This window comes from Arcobacter caeni (genome assembly GCF_003063245.1).
GTDB lineage: Bacteria > Campylobacterota > Campylobacteria > Campylobacterales > Arcobacteraceae > Aliarcobacter > Aliarcobacter caeni.
Genome location: NZ_MUXE01000013.1, coordinates 1 through 15,451, shown reverse-complemented (window position 1 = coordinate 15,451; position 15,451 = coordinate 1). Strand labels below are relative to the sequence as shown.

At 27.5% G+C, this 15,451-nt stretch carries 15 protein-coding genes and 1 other RNA gene; 7 read left to right on the top strand and 9 right to left on the bottom strand.

Features of this window, described 5'->3' with window-relative positions; genetic code table 11:
* Together B0174_RS09025 and secA are read right to left on the bottom strand one after the other, a co-directional pair.
* Window positions 1-1,206 carry an ABC transporter permease gene (locus B0174_RS09025; RefSeq protein ID WP_108559884.1) on the bottom strand — a complete coding sequence of 402 codons (1,206 nt, stop codon included), beginning with the start codon at window positions 1,204-1,206 and terminating at the stop codon, window positions 1-3.
* Between the two features lies 1 nt (window position 1,207).
* Window positions 1,208-3,826 carry a preprotein translocase subunit SecA gene (gene secA / locus B0174_RS09020; RefSeq protein ID WP_108559882.1) on the bottom strand — a complete coding sequence of 873 codons (2,619 nt, stop codon included), beginning with the start codon at window positions 3,824-3,826 and terminating at the stop codon, window positions 1,208-1,210.
* Between the two features lie 57 nt (window positions 3,827-3,883).
* On the opposite strand from secA, the gene lolA reads away from it, so the two are divergent.
* Window positions 3,884-4,417, top strand: coding sequence for a LolA-like outer membrane lipoprotein chaperone (gene lolA, locus B0174_RS09015; protein WP_108559880.1), 534 nt, complete (start codon window positions 3,884-3,886; stop codon window positions 4,415-4,417).
* A 30-nt stretch (window positions 4,418-4,447) separates the two neighbouring features.
* Window positions 4,448-4,774: RNase P RNA component class A (rnpB, locus tag B0174_RS09010), an RNA gene on the top strand.
* A gap of 31 nt (window positions 4,775-4,805) precedes the next feature.
* Here rnpB and B0174_RS09005 read toward each other — a convergent pair.
* From B0174_RS09005 to B0174_RS08980, 7 genes are all read right to left on the bottom strand, one after another.
* Entirely contained in the window at window positions 4,806-5,291 is a 486-nt protein-coding gene (locus tag B0174_RS09005) for a hypothetical protein (RefSeq protein ID WP_108559878.1), read from the bottom strand.
* 112 nt (window positions 5,292-5,403) lie between these two features.
* Window positions 5,404-6,582 carry a glutathionylspermidine synthase family protein gene (locus tag B0174_RS09000; RefSeq protein WP_108559876.1) on the bottom strand — a complete coding sequence of 393 codons (1,179 nt, stop codon included), beginning with the start codon at window positions 6,580-6,582 and terminating at the stop codon, window positions 5,404-5,406.
* 3 nt (window positions 6,583-6,585) lie between these two features.
* Complete coding sequence (locus B0174_RS08995; protein ID WP_108559874.1) at window positions 6,586-7,278, bottom strand: UPF0323 family lipoprotein; 693 nt, start codon at window positions 7,276-7,278, stop codon at window positions 6,586-6,588.
* Between the two features lie 20 nt (window positions 7,279-7,298).
* Window positions 7,299-7,469 carry a hypothetical protein gene (locus tag B0174_RS12205; protein ID WP_165790410.1) on the bottom strand — a complete coding sequence of 57 codons (171 nt, stop codon included), beginning with the start codon at window positions 7,467-7,469 and terminating at the stop codon, window positions 7,299-7,301.
* A gap of 79 nt (window positions 7,470-7,548) precedes the next feature.
* The gene (locus tag B0174_RS08990; protein WP_108559872.1) at window positions 7,549-8,352 is read right to left on the bottom strand and encodes a shikimate dehydrogenase; all 804 of its coding nucleotides are present in this window, start codon (window positions 8,350-8,352) and stop codon (window positions 7,549-7,551) included.
* 18 nt (window positions 8,353-8,370) lie between these two features.
* On the bottom strand, window positions 8,371-8,652 hold the full coding sequence (locus tag B0174_RS08985; protein ID WP_108559870.1) for a DUF3144 domain-containing protein: 282 nt from the start codon (window positions 8,650-8,652) through the stop codon (window positions 8,371-8,373).
* 27 nt (window positions 8,653-8,679) lie between these two features.
* Window positions 8,680-9,294, bottom strand: a complete 615-nt coding sequence (locus tag B0174_RS08980) for a class I SAM-dependent methyltransferase (RefSeq protein ID WP_108559868.1) — start codon at window positions 9,292-9,294, stop codon at window positions 8,680-8,682.
* 68 nt (window positions 9,295-9,362) lie between these two features.
* Between B0174_RS08980 and pgeF the strand changes: the two genes are divergently transcribed.
* From pgeF to B0174_RS08955, 5 genes are all read left to right on the top strand, one after another.
* On the top strand, window positions 9,363-10,034 hold the full coding sequence (gene pgeF, locus B0174_RS08975) for a peptidoglycan editing factor PgeF (RefSeq protein WP_108559866.1): 672 nt from the start codon (window positions 9,363-9,365) through the stop codon (window positions 10,032-10,034).
* Window positions 10,035-10,176: 142 nt separating this feature from the next.
* Window positions 10,177-11,436 carry a malic enzyme-like NAD(P)-binding protein gene (locus tag B0174_RS08970; protein ID WP_108559864.1) on the top strand — a complete coding sequence of 420 codons (1,260 nt, stop codon included), beginning with the start codon at window positions 10,177-10,179 and terminating at the stop codon, window positions 11,434-11,436.
* 82 nt (window positions 11,437-11,518) lie between these two features.
* The gene (purU, locus tag B0174_RS08965) at window positions 11,519-12,352 is read left to right on the top strand and encodes a formyltetrahydrofolate deformylase (protein WP_108559862.1); all 834 of its coding nucleotides are present in this window, start codon (window positions 11,519-11,521) and stop codon (window positions 12,350-12,352) included.
* Window positions 12,352-12,816, top strand: coding sequence for a tRNA (cytidine(34)-2'-O)-methyltransferase (locus tag B0174_RS08960; RefSeq protein WP_108559860.1), 465 nt, complete (start codon window positions 12,352-12,354; stop codon window positions 12,814-12,816). The genes purU and B0174_RS08960 overlap by 1 nt, the downstream gene beginning before the upstream one ends.
* Window positions 12,817-12,889: 73 nt before the next feature.
* Window positions 12,890-15,247 carry a methyl-accepting chemotaxis protein gene (locus B0174_RS08955; RefSeq protein ID WP_108559858.1) on the top strand — a complete coding sequence of 786 codons (2,358 nt, stop codon included), beginning with the start codon at window positions 12,890-12,892 and terminating at the stop codon, window positions 15,245-15,247.
* Window positions 15,248-15,451: the final 204 nt, after the last annotated feature.

The window sequence follows — 15,451 nt, the reverse complement described above, 5'->3', positions numbered from 1 at the left end:
TTATTCATTTCTTAAAACATCAATTACATCGATATTTGTAGCTTTTGAAGCAGGATAATAAGAAGAGATAAGTACAATAATAACAGCACCAATAATAATAGAAATAAAATCACTCATTGCCAGATCAAGTGGTAATTTAGCACTTCCATAAACATCAGCTGGAAGAGTTACAATATCAAAATTATCTAATAACCAATAACCAATAAAACCTAAAGCAATTCCTGTTAAAATTCCTGAAAATCCTATAATAGTCCCAACTCTTAAAAAGATAGATTTTATCTCTTTACTTGTTGCTCCCATTGATAAGAGTAGGGCAATTTCTTTTCTTCTACTCATTACAGTCATTAATAAAGAAGAAATAATATTTAATGAAGCTACAAGAATAATAAGCATTAATACAATAAATAAAGCTGTTTTTTCCATTTTCATAGCAGCAAAGAAATTACCATTTTGTTGCCACCATCCTACAACAGATGCTTTATTTCCAAGATAAGTTCTAAGTTTTTCAATATCAGCAAAGGCATCATCTGAATGAACATGAATACCATCAAATGTACCTTCTTCTTTTTTCAATAAAGTTTGTAAAGCTTCAATAGAAGTATACATATAAGCTTTATCATAAGCATTAAGCCCCGATGTAAAAGAATTTGCAAAGGTAAATCTTTTCATTTTTGGCATCATTGAGAAGCCAGTTGGATTTAATTCTGTAAAGTATAAAGTTGTTTTAGTTCCAGGATTTAAAAATAGTTTATCAGAGATTCCAGAACCTGTAATAATATCAAATTTATCAAGATTTAAATCACCTAAAGCTTTTTTATAAACGGGATTTATTAATGCTTCTTTTTGAGGAATTACTCCAAAAATCATACCTCCACTCATAGTTTCACCACTTTGAATAATTGCTTGAGATGAAATAAATGGAGAAAATTTTAAATGTGGAAACTCTTTTTGAAGACTATTTAATAACTCCTGATCTAAAGAAATTGTACTAAATTTAGGATGAATAGTTAAAGGATAATTCATCGTAAAAAGTTTTCTTTCAAACTCTTTAGCTGTTCCATTCATAATAGCCATAGAAAGTATTAGAACCATAACACCAATGCAAACACCTATAAATGCTAAAATAGCACTTATAGAAATAAAAGGATTTTTTTTATCAAATCTCAGATATTTCTTTACAATAAAATTTACTAATTTCTTATTCAAATTAATTTACCGCAGCTAAACCGATTTTAGGACCACTTTTCCCACAACATTGTTTAAACTTTAATCCACTTCCACAAGGACAAGTTTCATTTCTTGAAATCTTTTTATCACTGTTTCTTACAGCTTCTTGTGCAACATTTGTTGTAATGTGTTCAGTTGCTTCTTCCATTTGTTCTTTCATTCTAGCAATTGCTTCTTGTTCTTTTTGCTTGTCTTCATGAGTTTGAAGTTGAATCGTAAATAGTATTTTAATAATCTCATTTTTAATATTTGCAATTAATTCAATAAACATATTATAAGACTCTTTTTTATATTCAACTAATGGATCTTTTTGGTTATATCCTCTTAGTCCAATTCCTGTTTTTAGAGTATCCATAGCATATAAATGTTCTCTCCATGCATTATCTAAAATTTGTAAATAAAGAATTCTTTCAATTTCATTTTTTTGTTCAGTTGCTGCCATTAACATTTTTTTGTTATAAACTTCTTTTAAAAATGAAGTTAAATTTGCTTCTAAATCTTCATATGAATTACTTATCATATCTTCAATATCTACAAGTAATCTTAATTCTTCTTCAAATTTTATTTTTATAAATTCATAATCAAAATCTTCACTTGGCATTCCTTTTATAATATTTGCAATTGATAATAGGTTTTGCACATATTCAAGCATATTTTCATCAAGCTTTGATTCAATATCAAAATCAGGTTTTAATAAATCATTTCTAAATGAATAAATTACTTTTCTTTGTTGATTTGCAACATCATCATATTCAAGTAGATGTTTTCTTGATTCAAAGTGCATTTGTTCCACTTTTTTCTGAGCATTTTCAACAGCTCTTGTAACCATTCTAGATTCGATATGTTCACCTTCTTCAATACCTAATCTTTCCATAATTCCTTTGATTTTATCACTTCCAAATATTCTCAAAAGATTATCTTCTAAAGATAAATAAAATTGTGATTCACCAACATCTCCTTGTCGTCCAGCTCTTCCTCTTAACTGATTGTCAATTCTTCTGCTTTCATGTCTTTCTGTTCCAATAATTGCTAATCCACCAAGATCAAGTATTTCTTGAGTTAATTTAATATCAACTCCTCGTCCTGCCATATTTGTAGCAATTGTAACAGCACCTTTTTGTCCAGCATCCGCAATAATTTTTCCCTCTTTTTCATGTTGTTTTGCATTTAAAACAGTATGAGGAATTTTTTTATGAACTAAAATAGCATGTAATTTTTCTGATTTTTCAATAGATGCTGTTCCTACAAGAACTGGTTGACCTTTTTCATGTAATTGTTTGATTCTATTACACACAGCTTCAAATTTTTCTTTTTCACTTTTATAAATTAAGTCATTTTTGTCTATTCTTTGAACAGAAACATTTGTTGGAATTGATACAACATCTAATCTATAAATTTCTGCAAACTCTGTGGCTTCTGTTTGAGCAGTTCCTGTCATACCAGCTAATTTATTGTACATTCTAAAATAATTTTGGAATGTAATATCAGCTAAAGTTTGTGATTCATCTTGAATTGCAACCCCTTCTTTTGCTTCTAAAGCTTGGTGTAGTCCTTCACTAAATCTTCTTCCCTCACTAAGTCTTCCTGTAAATTCATCAACAATAATTACTGTATTATCTTTTATAACATAATCAACATCTTTTTCAAAAATAAAGTTTGCTTTTAAAGCTTGATCTAAACTGTGAGAAAGCATTGCATTTTCAATAGAATAAAGATTATCTACTCCAAATAAATTTTCAGCATTTTCATGACCTTGTTCTGTTAAAAGTACAGCTTTATTTTTTTCATCAACAATAAAATCACCAGTTGTAGTTGGTTTATCAGAAGCATTTTTAGGTTCAATTAATTGACCTCTTTCTAATTTTAAAGCAATTTCATTTGCTCTTACATAGTTTGAGTTTTTATGATTTGTTGGTCCTGATATAATTAAAGGAGTTCTTGCTTCATCAATTAAAATAGAGTCAACTTCATCTACGATAACGAAATTATGTCCTCTTTGAACTTTTTCACTAATATCATAGTTCATATTATCTCTTAGATAATCAAATCCAAACTCATTATTAGTTCCATAAGTAATATCACTAGCATATTGCTCTCGTCTTTCTTGGTCATTTTTTAATCCACCAACAACAGCACCTACACTAAATCCTAAAAAGTTATATAAAGGTTTTAATTCATTTGCATCTCTAGAAGCTAAATAATCATTTACAGTAACAACATGAACACCATTACCGCTAAGTGCGTTTAAAGCCACAGCTAAAGAACCAACAAGTGTTTTTCCTTCACCTGTTTTCATCTCAGCAATTCTTCCCTCATGTAAAACCATTGCACCAATTAGTTGCACATCATAAGGTCTCATATTTAAAACTCTTTTACTAGCTTCTCTAGTAATTGCAAAAGATTGCATTAATACATCATTTAATGATTTTTCTTCTTTTTGTACAAGTTCTTTTAACTTGTTGAATTCACTTTGTAACTCTTCATCACTTAAATTTTCATACTGACTTTCAAGAGCAGTTATCTCTTGAACTTTTTTTCTATATTGTTTTACTTCTCTATCGTTTCTTGTACCAAAAATTTTTGAAAAAACATTTAACATAAAATTAGTTCCTTTTCGTTATAATCGCTAAGATTATATAAAAAAAAAGGTTAAAATATGTTTTATAAGTTAATAATTGTTACAACACTATTTTGTTTGTCTTGTATAGCTTCAAATGATATTAAAGATTTAGACAGTTTTAAAGCTAGTTTTTCCCAATTAATCACATCAAGTTCTCAAAATAAGATTGAGTATAAGGGTGAAGTTTTTATTAAAAAAAGTGGAAAAATTTTATGGAAGTATAAAACGCCTGTTGTAAAAAATGTATATATAAACGATAATTTTGCAATTGTTGATGAACCAGAACTTGAACAAGCAATTTTTACTCAATTAGAAAGTGAAATAAATATTATTAAACTTTTAAATAGTTCAAAAAAAGTGAATGACAATAGTTATATTACAAAGATTGAAGATATAGATTATTTGATTAAAACTTCAAAAAATGATGATAAAATTAATTATATTAAATATAAAGATAAGCTTGAAAATGATGTTGAAATTAAGTTTTCAAATGTAGTTCAAAATGGTGAAATATCAGATGAAATTTTCAAATTTATAGTGCCAGAAAACTATGATGTTATTAGAAAATAGATTTTAAGAAAATATAGCTATAATACGCCTTAGGTAAACCAGACAATAGCTTGAGTAAAATCAAGAGGAAAGTCCGGGCTGCTGTGAAGTATGGTTCCATTTAAATAATGGCTGGGGTAACCTAAGGGATAGTGCAACAGAGAATAGACAGCCGATTTTTTCGGTGATGGTGAAACGGTGGGGTAAGAGCCTACCAGACTTTTGAGTAATCTTAAGTGCTTTGTAAACCCAACCTGCAGCAAGAAGACTAGGTATTTACTTCACATTTTTGGTCTTCGCAAGACTACTAAAGTAATTTAGTAGCTAGATAAATTATTGTCTTAAAAACAAAACGCGGCTTATTGGTTTACCTACAAAAAGAAGTATTGACTTCTTTTTATTTTAAAAATTATCCATGTAATACTTTTTCTTTTTTCAACTCTTTATAAACAATCATAAATCTTCTTAAATATTCATCACTATGGCTAGATTTTTCAAATCCTGAATTGTAATTTATAATCATTTTTTTCATATTATTTCTTGTGTATTTTTTCCAATAAATTAATTCATTTAATGCAAGAATTGAGCTAAGATTTTTATTTGTATTTATTTCATTACAAAATTTACTTTTATCTCCATTACTTCCAACTCTTTTCATGGCTATTTTTGTATTAATTTGATGTATTCCGCAAATATAGTTATTATTTGATTCATATTTCCCTAATCTTGTCTCAATTATTCCAATTGCAGCAAGTTCAAGTCCTAATCCATGTGGTTCACCAATTTTTATAAGTTTTTCTGTTAGTTTTGTTTCATTTTCTGTAAGTTCATTGTAATTAAAATCCCAACTAAATAAACTTACACAAATGATACTTATTAATATTAATATTTTCATTATTCTCTTTTTAATTTAAATTTTTTATATTATTTCAATAAATTGTATGTTTTTTGTGTAATGGTTTTTATATGTAAGTTGGCTTATTGCTATTACAATAAGCCTTTTATTATTATTTTATAATATGTCCCACAAATTTTGACATATTATTTAAGATTTTTCCGCCTCGTCTGAATCCTAATCCACAAGCTTCATAGGCATAAAATACACCAGCTTGATAACAATTTCCATTTGAATCTTTTGGAAAATCTACATATTCTTGAAAAATTGCTTTATGACCTTCATAAATTCCATTTGTTTGTTCATCAATACTTCCATCAATATTTATGATTTTTGTATTAGCTCCTTCTCTTCCAAAACATCTTTTTTCTACTTGTTTTTTACCAATTAAAGGTTCAAACGAAGTTTCTAAAAGTAGTGGATGATTTGGGTATAAATCCCATAAAATCTTCATAAATCCTTTTGATTGGAACATCAAGGTATATGCAGGATTAAAAATAATTGCTTTTTTCTCTTTTATTATTTCAGTTAAAGTAAGAGCCAATTCACTCTCTTCAATAGCAATATTTTCCCAAGGAATAAGTTTAAACCAAAATTCAAAAAGTTCATCATCTTTAAAAATTCCATCATCACTAAATTGTACATTTTCTATAAATTCAAAATCAGTATTAAAACCAGCTTCTGAGGCAATATGTTCTAAAAGTTTTGTAGTATTTATATCTTCACTTGAAGTTGAAATTGATGAAAATAATATTTTCCAACCAAGATTAGAATAATATTCTTCAAACTTTTCAATATCAGCATCAAGGGTAATAATTCTTTTAAAGTTATCTTTTAACGCTTCATAAAGATTGTTGAATTGACTAGCTTCATCTAAACCATTTGCTTTTAACATTGCCCATTGAATAATAGCTGTTTCAAAAAGTGAAGTAGGTGTATCGGCGTTAAATTCGATTAATTTAATAGGTTTATTATCTATTCCACCTGCTAAATCAAATCTTGAATATAAATGCCAATGAACATCATTTTCCCAAGATTCTTTTATGATTTCTACTAGATTAAAAGGAATATTTATATCGTGAAATAATTCATTATCAATAACATATTGCCCAGCTTCTGAGAACATTTCATATAATTCATTACAAGCTTCATAATAAGCATTTGCTTCATCTTCACTAATTACAACAATTTCATTGCTAACATAAGATGAATTATCACTATCTGTATGCCATACAAAACCTATTGACTCTAAATAAGCATCATCTAATGGTTTTAATTTTTCTAATTTCATAACTTAACTCCCAAAACTTGAAGATGATGATGACGATGACGATGGTGTAGATTTCGTAGCATTTGAAGTTACAGCTGGAGTTGAACTATTTCCACCAAAATAACCACTTTTTTTAGCACCAGAATTATTAGCTCCTGATGTTGCTGGAGTTTTTGAAAACGAACTTTGCGATTTACTGTAAGTTTGTGGTGATTTGTATTGAGTTTGTCTTTGATTTTGAAAATTTTGATTATTAAATAGTTTATTTCCAATCCAAGAACCAATCATTGCACCTGCAATTGAAGATAATAAAACTCCACCAAGACCCATTCCTCCACTGCTTACTTCTGCATTTGGATTTGTAAGAGGTGAAGTTCCTGCATCAATTTTTACTTCTTCATCTTTTACTAGTTTATCTATTTCTGGTTGAGATAATATTTTCTCACTACCATCTGGTTTTCGTAAAACTATAGTTGTTTTAGCTGCTGGAAATTCATCTGCAATTTTGTATTTACCATCTGCTGATTCTTCAACAATTACAAAAGCACCTTCTTTTTGACTTGCATTTGTAAAAGCATCATTTTGAGCTTTATTTTGTTGTTGATTTTTATCATTTGAACTATCACCACATCCAACAAGTCCTACAATAAGAAGTGAACCTAATCCACCAACCATTGCATAATTTGATATTTTTTTAATATGATTTCTTTTTTTCAAGATTAATAATCCTTTCTTTTTTAGTTTAAATCTCTTTCATCTTTGAGTTCAGGATAACACACAAGAGTTTTCTCTTTAGTGATTCTTTTACATTTATTACAAATAAAGATTTGATTTTGTGTCAATTCTTCATTTTGAGGTAAAATAATATAGTTTTTCTTAGTTCCACAGAGTTTTATTATTTTTTTCATTTTAAACCTCTTTTGTATTAAGTATTTATATTGAAATTATAGTTTAATTCTTAATAAAATAAAGATAAAAAGAAGAAAATTATTCTGCTTTCAATCCTTTTCTCATAGCTTTAATTAACGATATATTAGCTTTTGTATTAGTAAACAATTCAAATGCAAGTAAGCCTTGAAACAAAAGCATATCTTCACCGTCTTTTATTTTACAGTTATTCTCTTTTGCTAAGGCTAAAAAAGGTGTTATTTTTCCATATACACAATCAAAAGCAAATTTTGCAGTTTTTAGTATTGGTTCAAGCATTTCTTTTGGTGCTGGTAAATATTCATCTTTTAGTCCAGCACTTGTTGAATTTACTACTAAATCATAAGTTTCAGGTTTGAAATTTTCCCAAAAAAAACATGGAATTTGATGTTGTTTAAAAAAATCTAGTTTTTCTTCACTTCTATTTAAAACAGTTACCTTAATATCCTTTGATTTTAAAGCAAGAGCGATTGCTTTAGAAGTTCCACCAGCTCCTAAAAGAAGTACATTCTTTACTTTTTCAAAACTTTCTATAGCTTTTAAAAATCCAGGTGCGTCTGTGTTATAGGCGATTACTTTTCCGTTTTCATTTATATAAGTATTTACAGCTTTTATCTCTTTTGCCAAACCTCTTACTTCATCTGCATTTGCAAAAGCATCTTCTTTATGTGGAACTGTGATATTTGCTCCCATATAGTTATTTTGTAAAAATACATCTTTTATTGTATTTCCATCAACTAAATGATGTTTTTTATAATTTCCATCAAAATTTATATGTTTTAATCCTGCATTTTGCATTTGTGGAGATTTTGAGTGTTCAACTGGATTTCCAAATATTACAAATTGATTTTTTATATTAGACATTTCTTTCCTTATTTTAATTTATTTTGTAGAGAAATCAAAATTTTGTATGTGATTATCTAAGTGTTCTTCTAATGCTAACTTATATTCATTCATAAAATATTCTACAATATTGTCTTTTTCAGCTTTCATATCTTCAGCTGATTCAAAAGAAGATGCAGCCATCCATGCACTAAATCTAGCTGATCCATACATAAATGATGCACTTATTTCACCTTGAGTTAGGTTTTGGTTTAATTGTTCGTTTGCAAGTGCTATAAATGCATCTGCTCTTTTTAAAAATCCGTTGTTATTTTCTTTCATTTTATATCCTTTTATATTTATATTATTTTATGCAATAGCTTTTGCGATTAGTTGAAATATCGGGTATTGGCTATTGTTTCTATCATCTGTATAAACTATTTTATACTCAATTACTTCAAAGTTATTATTTTCAACAATCTTACAAAGTTCATCTTTATCATATCCAAAATGCTCAACTCCATCATTTTTATGTTCACTATGAAATGTTCCATCTTCACTTACAAGGTCATTTATACACAAATATCCACCATCTTTTAAAGCACTTCTTGCTTTTTTTATAAACATATTTGTATCTTTTATATGATGAAGTGTCATTGAAATTGCAATTAAGTCAAACTCTTTTTGTGGTAATTCTTCTTTATTTATATCATGTTTGATTGCACTTATATTTGTAAAATTTAGCTCTTTTGCTTTTTCATTAAACTTTTCAACCATTCCACTTGAATAATCCATTCCAAGAACGGTATTTGTTTCATTACTAAGCCCAAAACCTATGAGTCCTGTTCCACAACCATAATCTAAGATTTTAAAATCAGGTTTTAAATCTACTATTTCTATTATATTATCAACGCTTGATTTTGCTATTTGTACCCTTGAAGTTTTTGCTTCCCAGTCGTGTGCCACATTATCGAATCTATTCATACCTATCCTTAAACAATAAATCATTAAAATTTTGCTAAATTATATCAAAACCTAATAAAAGAGCAATTATGAATCAAGTTAAATACTATTTTAGTACAACAGAAGATGGAAATTTATCATATTTAGTAGATGATTTAAAACAAAATGTTGATAAAAATAGACAAACAGTAGCAAATATAATGGAATATAAAAATGAAGATTTAGTTTATATGAACCAAGTTCATGGAAATAATGTTCAAATAGTTGATATTAATTCACCAAAACTTATAGAAAATTGTGATGGAATTATTACAAAAGAAAAAAATCTTCCTTTGATGGTAATGGTGGCTGATTGTATTCCTATTTTATTTTTTGATGAAATACAAGGTGTAATTGCAGCCGTTCATGCAGGAAGAAACTCAACTTTTTTAAAAATTGCACAAATTACAGCAAATAAAATGATAAATGAACTTGGATGTAATACAAATAATATAAAAGTAATTTTTGGACCATCGATTCATTCTTGTTGTTATGAAGTAAGTGATGAATTACTAAATATTGTAAAAACATCTTTTGGAAAGAAATTTTGTATTGGAAAAAATATTGATTTACAAGGGATTAATATTAAGCTTTTAGAAGAAGTTGGAATTAGACATATAAATGTTTCAAATATTTGTACAAAATGTTCAAATGAGCCATTTTTTTCTTTTAGAAAAAATCCTAAAACTGGTAGGTTTGCAGGTGTAATAAGTATTAGTTGATGAAAAACTTACATAAATTTTACATAACTTGCTTAAATTTTTTAAATATGAACATTAATTTGTAAAAATTTATCTATTTAAGTTTCTTTTCGTTACTATTTTGCGAATTTTATAATGAAATAATAAACAAAAGGGAAAAGAAATGACTACTAAAGTTACAAAAGAAGAAGCATTAGAATATCACAGAGTTCCAAATCCAGGAAAAGTTGCAATTGCCACAACAACTAGATTGGAAACTCAAAGAGATTTATCACTAGCGTATTCTCCAGGTGTTGCATATCCTTGTGAAGAGATTCAAAAAAATCCAGAATTAGCGTATGAATATACTTCAAAAAGAAATTTAGTTGCAGTTATCTCAAATGGAACTGCTGTTTTAGGTCTTGGAAATATTGGCGCTCTTGCTTCAAAACCTGTAATGGAAGGAAAATCTGTATTATTTAAAAAATTTGCAGCTGTTGATTCTTTTGATATTGAAGTTGATGAAACTGATATTGATAAATTTTGTGAAATTGTAAAAGCTATTTCTCCAACATTTGGTGGAATAAATCTTGAAGATATAAAAGCACCTGAGTGTTTTGAAATTGAAAGAAGATTAGTTGAAGAGTTAGAAATTCCTGTTATGCACGATGACCAACATGGAACTGCTATTATTACAAGTGCTGCATTAATGAATGCTGCTGAAATGATGGGTAAAAATATATCTGATATGAAAGTAGTAGTTGTAGGTGCAGGTGCATCTGCAATTGCTTGTTCAACTATGTATAAAGAGCTTGGAGTTAAAAACTTAATTATGTGTGACTCTAAAGGTGTTATTCATAAAGGAAGAACTGATTTAAATAAATACAAAAAAGAGTTCATTAATAAAAATGATATAACAACTATGAATGAAGCATTTAAAGATGCTGATATGGTTTTAGGTTTATCAAAACCAGGAACTTTTACTGTTGAACATATAAAACTTATGAGTGAAGAACCAATTGTATTTACTTTAGCAAATCCAACACCTGAACTATTTCCTGAAGAGATAAAAGCTGTAAAACCAAAAGCAATTATAGGAACTGGAAGATCAGATTATCCAAATCAAGTAAATAATGTATTAGGTTTCCCTTTTATATTTAGAGGTGCTTTAGATGTTCAAGCTAGAACTATAAATATGCATATGAAAAAAGCTGCTGCATCTGCTATTGCTAACCTAGCAAAAGAGCCAATTACTGAGGAATTAAGAGCTTCATTTGGTAATTTAACTTATGGAAGAGAATATATTATTCCAATTCCTTTTGATAAAAGATTGATGGTTGAAGTTTCATCTGCTGTGGCATTTGGAGCTGTTGAAACAGGCGTTGCTAGAGTTAAAGATTTTGATTTAGGAAAATATAGAGAAAAACTAGCTTCTATGATATAAGCTCAAACTAGCTATTAATCAATAAAATGATATTATTCAAGTTTTTAAAATTTTAAGCTTGAATAATAATTATAGGATAAAAATGGAAGAGTATATACTTTTAATTGACACAGAAGATTCAAAAGGACTTGTTTATAACATCTCAAAAGTTCTTTTCGCGAATAATCTAAATATAGAACAAAATGCCGAATATGTAGACCCTGATACAAAGAAATTTTTTATGAGAAGTATCGTTTCTGGAAAAGTTTCTAAAAATATCTTATTAAAAGAATTAACAGAAGTTTTACCATCAGGTGCTTCAATTAAACTAAACAAAAAAGAAAAAAAAGATGTTGTTATTTTAGCAACTAAAGAGTTTCATGTTTTAGGAGATTTGTTGATTCGTTATATTGCAGGGGAATTAAACGCAAATATCAAAGCTGTTATTGCAAATCATGACCATTTAAAAGATTTAGTAGAAAAGTTCAATATTCCTTTTACTTGTATTAGTGCAGATGGATTAAGTCGTGAAGAACATGAAGATAAAATGATAAAAAAAATCTCTGAATATGAACCTGAATTAATTGTTTTAGCAAAATATATGAGAATTTTAACTCCAAAATTTGTAGATGTTTTTCCTAAAAAAGTTTTAAATATTCACCATTCATTTTTACCAGCATTCATTGGAGCAAATCCATATAAACAAGCACACGAAAGAGGTGTTAAGATTATTGGAGCAACTGCTCATTATGTTACAAATGATTTGGATGAAGGTCCGATTATATTCCAAGATGTTGTAAGAGTTGATCATAGTTATTCTTGGGAAGATATGAGAAATGCAGGAAGAAATGTAGAAAAAATCGTACTTTCAAATGCTTTTGAAATGTTATTAAATGATAGAGTTTTTGTTCATGGAAATAAAACGGTGATTTTATAATGTTTAATATAGTTTTATTAGAACCCAGAATTCCTGGAAATGTGGGAACTATTGGAAGATTAGCTTTTGCTTTGAATTGTACTTTGCATCTAATCAAACCTTATGGTTTTGGTGAGATTACGGAGAAAGAAGTAAGAAGAGCAGGGCTTGATTATTGGTTTGAATTAGATGTAAGAGAGTATGAAAATATAGAAGATTTTTGGGTAAAAAATCCATTTAATGATAGACATTTTTTAGCTACTACAAAAACAAAACAAATTTATTTTGATGCTTCTTTTGAAGTAGGAGATTATTTTTATTTTGGAAGAGAAGATGCAGGTCTTCCTCAATCTATCCTAGACAAAAGCCAAAAAACTTGTATTACAATTCCTATGACAAATGAAGCAAGAAGTTTAAATATCGCAAACTCTGTTTCAATTGTAGCTTATGAAGCTTTACGACAAAATTTTAAAGACTTTAAATAATTTAAGAAAACTTGATATTGGTCTAATAAAATAGATAAAATTTATAGTAAAATGGGTAAAAATAGGAGCAAATATGTTTAAACAATTATCAATTAAAATGAAATTACTTACAACTGTAATAGGTGCTATTTTAATAGTTGCATTGGTTATCGAAATAGGTGCAATCAATTCTTTAAAAAAAGAATCGAATTTTATGATTTCTAATAGTGAAAATCTTATATATAAAGCAAAAGAAGATGAAGTTAAAAATTATGTTTCTTTAGCATATAAAACGATAGAAGGTTATTATGCAAAAACTTCAAAAGAAAAAATAAAAGCTTCTGTTGAAGAATATTTAACTGAACAAACAGATTATCTTTTTTCTATTATAAATTCTGAATATGAAAAAAATAAAAATACAATGAGTGAAGAAGAATTAAAATCAAGAATAAAAGCTATTGTAGAAGCAACAAGATATGGAAAATCTGGATACTTTTGGATTAATGATTTTAATTATAAAATGGTAATGCATCCAATAAAAAAAGAACTTACAGGACAAATTTTTAAAAATACACCTGATGTTCCTTTCGTAGAACTAGGAATTGCAGAATTAAATAAAACAAAAAATAATGTAGGTTTTATTGAATACTCATTTTTTAATCCTAGTAGTCAAAGTACAGTTTATAAATCTTCTATGGTAAAAGTATTCAAACCTTATAATTGGATTTTAGGAACAGGTGCTTACATTGATGATATATCATCTCAAATGAAACAAGATGCCTTAGATGCAATTGAAAAAATGAAATATGGAGTAAATGGTTACTTTTGGATAAATGATTCTAATCAAGTTGTTAAAGTTCATGGAGCAAATCCATCTTTAGTTGGTAAAGATATGACAGATGTAAAAGATTTAAAAGGAACATATCTTTATAGAGAAATAGTAAAAACTGCTAATGCCAATAAAGAGGGTGGAGTAGTAAATTATTATTGGACAATTCCTGATAAAAAAGGTGATTTTAAAAAAATATCTTATGTAAAAAAATTTGAACCTTGGGATTTAATTGTTGGTACTGGAGTTTATGTAGTTGATATTGATGACCAAATGAATAATATGAAAAAAGAGGTTGATGAAACTATTAATAAAGAAATTATTATATCAATTATCACAATAGCTGTTATTATAATTCTTATGTCTTTACTTGCAATTTTTGTTATGAATAGTGTTATTATTAAACCTCTTAATAAATTTCAAGATGGTTTATTACACTTTTTTAAATATGTAAATAAAGAAGAAAAAGATATTAAAGCCTTAGAAATTACTTCAAATGATGAAATAGGAATTATGGCTTCTTTAATTAATGATAATATAATAAAAACAAAAGCTATATTAGAACAAGATAATATTTTAATTCATGATGTAAAAGAGATTGTAAATCATGTTAGTAAAGGTTATTTAGATAAGAGAATCTCTCATTCTACGAATAATGAATCATTAGAAGAATTAAAGTTATTACTTAATAATATGCTTGATAATATTCAAGAACTTGTAGGTACAAATATAAATTCATTGAGTAATGTTTTAGAAGAATATGCAAATAGAAATTTCTTAGAAAAAATAGACTCTTCAAATAGTGGTAAAATTGGAACTGATATTATTAATATGAATAAAATGATTACAAAAATTTTACAAGACAATCAAAAAGATGGTATTAGTTTACAAGGTAGATCAAATGAACTTACATTAAATGTAAGAATATTAAATGAAAATGCTACAAGACAAGCAGCTTCATTAGAAGAAACAGCTGCTTCAATCGAAGAAATTACTGGAAATATTAGACAAACAAGTGAAAAAGCGCAAGAAATGCTTTTAATATCTACTACAACTCAAGAATCTGCACATGTAGGAAAAGAGCTTGCGAGTAAAACTGCTAATTCAATGGAAGATATAAACAATACAGTAATTGCAATTAATGAAGCAATTACAGTTATTGATCAAATTGCATTCCAAACAAATATCCTTTCTTTAAATGCAGCCGTAGAAGCAGCAACTGCTGGAGAAGTAGGAAAAGGATTTGCTGTTGTTGCTGCTGAAGTTAGAAACCTTGCAAGTAGATCAGCCGAAGCTGCAAAAGAAATTAAAAATCTAGTTGAATTAGCAACAGTAAAAGCTAATGAAGGAAAAAAAGTTAGTACAACGATGATTGAAGGATTTGGTGAACTAGAAGAAAAAATCATTAATACAAATCATTTAATTAATGATGTTGCAAATGCCGCTAGAGAACAAAATATAGGTATGAATCAAATCAGTGATGCTGTTAATCAATTAGATAAATTTACACAGGAAAATGCAGCAATTGCTGATAAAACAAATAACATTGCAAAAGAAACAAATGAAATAGCAAATGATATTGTTAAAAATGTAAATGAAAACAACTTTGATGGAAAAGCTTAACAGCTTTTGAGAGTGTAAAAATAACTGTGTAAACCTAAAAAAATAGATTTATTTGATATATAATCAAGTAAATAATTGTAAAGGATTTACATGAGTTTAATAAACCACGAAGAGCTAATAAGACAATTAAAATCTGGAGAATTAACTTCTCTAGATGAGATAACAAATGAGTTTAAAAATATACTCAAAGAAGTTATACAAACT

Excerpts from the sequence above, each read along its gene's own strand:
- secA (WP_108559882.1), bottom strand. The coding sequence starts at position 3,826 with ATGTTAAATGTTTTTTCAAAAATTTTTGGTACAAGAAACGATAGAGAA.
- lolA (WP_108559880.1), top strand. The coding sequence starts at position 3,884 with ATGTTTTATAAGTTAATAATTGTTACAACACTATTTTGTTTGTCTTGT.
- B0174_RS09005 (WP_108559878.1), bottom strand. The coding sequence starts at position 5,291 with ATGAAAATATTAATATTAATAAGTATCATTTGTGTAAGTTTATTTAGT.
- B0174_RS09000 (WP_108559876.1), bottom strand. The coding sequence starts at position 6,582 with ATGAAATTAGAAAAATTAAAACCATTAGATGATGCTTATTTAGAGTCA.
- B0174_RS12205 (WP_165790410.1), bottom strand. The coding sequence starts at position 7,469 with ATGAAAAAAATAATAAAACTCTGTGGAACTAAGAAAAACTATATTATT.
- B0174_RS08990 (WP_108559872.1), bottom strand. The coding sequence starts at position 8,352 with ATGTCTAATATAAAAAATCAATTTGTAATATTTGGAAATCCAGTTGAA.
- B0174_RS08985 (WP_108559870.1), bottom strand. The coding sequence starts at position 8,652 with ATGAAAGAAAATAACAACGGATTTTTAAAAAGAGCAGATGCATTTATA.
- B0174_RS08980 (WP_108559868.1), bottom strand. The coding sequence starts at position 9,294 with ATGAATAGATTCGATAATGTGGCACACGACTGGGAAGCAAAAACTTCA.
- pgeF (WP_108559866.1), top strand. The coding sequence starts at position 9,363 with ATGAATCAAGTTAAATACTATTTTAGTACAACAGAAGATGGAAATTTA.
- B0174_RS08970 (WP_108559864.1), top strand. The coding sequence starts at position 10,177 with ATGACTACTAAAGTTACAAAAGAAGAAGCATTAGAATATCACAGAGTT.
- purU (WP_108559862.1), top strand. The coding sequence starts at position 11,519 with ATGGAAGAGTATATACTTTTAATTGACACAGAAGATTCAAAAGGACTT.
- B0174_RS08960 (WP_108559860.1), top strand. The coding sequence starts at position 12,352 with ATGTTTAATATAGTTTTATTAGAACCCAGAATTCCTGGAAATGTGGGA.
- B0174_RS08955 (WP_108559858.1), top strand. The coding sequence starts at position 12,890 with ATGTTTAAACAATTATCAATTAAAATGAAATTACTTACAACTGTAATA.